We start from the raw sequence: 2,931 nt of genomic DNA, 5'->3' as shown, positions 1-2,931 counted from the left end.
TGTCGCTACGACCGTTTGACCCCGCCCTCGCTCCCGTTGGACGGGAGTGCGTTCACAAACGTGTACGACGTCAGCTATCACGCTGGACGTGTCAAGGCCGCCATTCACGTGCATGACAGCCTCATCGGCGTGCCGGGCCTCCCCTCCATCCAGACCTACGTTGTCGCCGCGAACGCCGGATACTTCTACCTGGCCGATCTCGGGGCCGCTACCCCCCGGCAGCTGAGTCTGAACCTGGCTATCAGCGATGGCCGCATCCGCAGCGTGCCCGTCGTCGACCGTGAGGCGCTCATCTGCCGCAACGGAGTGTTGTCCGTCGAGGACGTCGAGGCAGCCGGCGAACTTGATCTCAACGGCGTGCCGCTCAGGTGGGCCGGCTCGCGCACTACCCACAAGGCGGACTGCCGGGTCTGGGGCAACGGAAACGCCGTGATCCGCCACGAGCGACACCCGACGCGCGGAACTGTCCGCGCGCTCGACGAGTCGTCGCGGCTCACGCCGCCTCTCGCGCTGCGTGACCGTCTGGTCGACGTCGGTTTCATGGTCCTGTCGGATGGGTCCTTCCGTGACGTGGCAATAAGCGACTGTGGGCGGCTGGACATCTTCGATCACGATATGATCATTCGCTGTGCGAAGGAGTTCCTGACGGTCCCTGGACATAACAGGATACGGTTCCAACGGATCGGTTCGTTTGCCGGCGTGATGCCGGAGGCCGCCGTCTCTGTGGGCCCGATGCTGCACCGCGTTCCCGCTCTGGAGACGCATCCGATCAATCATGATCCATCGTTGGGAAGTCGCCCCCCGCTCGGAGATAATCGCATCGCACGAATGATCCTCTTCGGTAGCGCAGACGGGGCAACACATCTGCGTCTGTTCGACGGGCGGCCCGCCAGCATCGTGTTCCCGGGTGTGACCCCGAACGAGGCGTTCGCCTCCATCGAGGAGAGGGTTGAGTGGGGATGCTTCCTCGATTCACCTCAGACCTCCATGCTCTGCGTCAGCCACGGAAATGCGGTCGCGAGCTACGGCAACAGGCACTACCTCAAGTGGCCGTCATCGGACATCGGCGACTACCTCTGGGTGCCCGACCAGGGACGACCAGGGACGACCAGGGACGACCAGTCTCCAGCATGATCACCCTGGGGTAACCGGACCCGAACCCAGAACACCGAGAAAGGCGCTGCCTGGGATGGGGATGGCCGGCCGTCCAACCGCACCCCTATAGGAGCTCCACGCCTGTGCAGAACGCCTCACGTCTCTACCGGCTCATCTTCGACCGGATCGGCGAGTGCGAGCACGTCGAGCCGTACGTCGTCGCGTACGACGACCGGCGGGCCGTGCGTAGCGACGAAACCGAGTACTGCACCTGACCGATCCGTCGGTACCCCGGCAGAGCAGCTCTGCCGGGGTACCGATGTCCGTTCTCCCGGGAACGGTCCTGGTGGCCGCCCCCGGTTCGCGTCCAGCGCGGGCCGTACGGCGGCTTCGTCGCCGCCCGCGAGGCCGCATTGCGGGAGTACACCGACGCAGCACCCGGGCAGCGTGACGACGCGGTGATGGTCATCGCCTGTCCGATGCCGCATCGGCTCGCCGGTGGCGCCGTGGTCGCGTGGACTGGGGACGTCTGGGCCTACGTGCTGCGTCCGGGCGGAACCCTGGGGCGGGTCACCCAGGACCGCACGCTCGGAGAAAAGTTCCGCCAGCCCGGCCGGGACCCCTGGATGACCCGGATCGCCGCAGGGTTCGATCACATGGTCACCAGCACCGTGCAGGACGGCGCGATCGATGAGGTATGGGTCCTCGGACCGGCCATGCGGCTGCTGCTGTACTCCGACGGACTACAACGTGTCGTGGACGCCACCGCTATCACGGCCGCGCTCGCGACCGGCAGAGTGCGCGTTGCCGCCGACGCACTCCTGGCCGCCGCTAAGCGCTGGGGACTGCGGGACAACCTGACCGCCACCGTCATCGGACCGTCGTCTGGTCGTATCTGGCTTTGATCCCCTCTCCCTTGACCGCGACGGCGGGCACCGAGATGCCCGCCGTCGCGTCGTTGTGGAGTAACAGCGTCGCGCTAGGGGATGTTCCGGATGTGCTGGCGGAGTTGCTGGAGCTCCCCACGCAGCTGGACGGGCCCACAAACATCGGTCTGCTGTTCGACCTGCTACGCGCACAGCAGGTAGCTCTTGTCGGCCAGCAAGGAGCCTTGGAGCGCCAGCAGGCCAGAATCCGGGCGCTTGAGGAGCAGGTAGCTGAGGTGCGACGTCAGCTCGCCGCGATGCCACAGCAACCCCCCGCGCCACCCGCCCGCCCGAGCGTCGACCGGACCCGGCGACCCTGGACTCCCGGGCCGCTGTGACCCGCTCCGCGGCCACGCCCATCACCCTGCCGGCGCTACTCGACCGCGTCGCTGCCTATGCGGCGACGTTGACCTCCGGTCTACCGGCAGGACAGTCTCGCCGGGTCGATCCGCCGGATGGCGCATCATCTTGCCCACCGGGACCTGCATCCCACCCCCCGGGCGCGCGGTGGGGGCGAACGGTGCGCAGGCCAGGCCGAGGTCGGGGCCGACTCGGTCATCTACCTCCTGGGCCGTGTCGCCGGTTTCGACGTGTCCGACCTGCACTTCCCCCGGTTCCGGACACGACGACGATCATCGCCGCGTTGACCCCGATTCTCACAGCCGCCCGCCCAGCGCTGGCCGCGGCGACCGGCGCCTCCCCCGCCGCGATCCGCGAGCAGATCCGCGCCGCCCAGAACCTGGCCGAACAAGCCATGGTCCTTGCCTCCGCCGAACCCGCGGCCGTCGAGGCGGCCGCACCGCTCCCACCGCACAGCCCACCCGCGCCAACGGGCACGCTGGACTCCAACAGCCCTACCGACACCGTGGGAGGCCCCGATGCCCGCAGCCCTCTCCCCGCTGGCCCGCCA

4 protein-coding genes and 1 pseudogene are annotated in these 2,931 nt (G+C 68.1%); all 5 read left to right on the top strand.

Annotated elements, in window-relative coordinates; translation table 11 throughout:
• On the top strand, positions 1 to 1,134 hold a 1,134-nt coding region (locus AC08ON_RS17785), incomplete at its 5' end, for a hypothetical protein (protein WP_476617406.1).
• Between the two features lie 104 nt (positions 1,135 to 1,238).
• Positions 1,239 to 1,370: a hypothetical protein gene (locus AC08ON_RS17780; protein ID WP_476607762.1), complete on the top strand. Its 132-nt coding sequence runs from the start codon at positions 1,239 to 1,241 to the stop codon at positions 1,368 to 1,370.
• Between the two features lie 138 nt (positions 1,371 to 1,508).
• Positions 1,509 to 2,000: a hypothetical protein gene (locus AC08ON_RS17775; RefSeq protein ID WP_476607763.1), complete on the top strand. Its 492-nt coding sequence runs from the start codon at positions 1,509 to 1,511 to the stop codon at positions 1,998 to 2,000.
• Between the two features lie 11 nt (positions 2,001 to 2,011).
• On the top strand, positions 2,012 to 2,359 hold the full coding sequence (locus AC08ON_RS17770; protein ID WP_476617405.1) for a hypothetical protein: 348 nt from the start codon (positions 2,012 to 2,014) through the stop codon (positions 2,357 to 2,359).
• A gap of 305 nt (positions 2,360 to 2,664) precedes the next feature.
• Positions 2,665 to 2,931, top strand: a pseudogene (locus tag AC08ON_RS17765) (hypothetical protein); the annotation flags it as partial.

The sequence above is a fragment of the Frankia sp. CoWAU3 genome, assembly GCF_977971855.1.
This window is presented reverse-complemented; position numbering and strand designations above follow the sequence as displayed.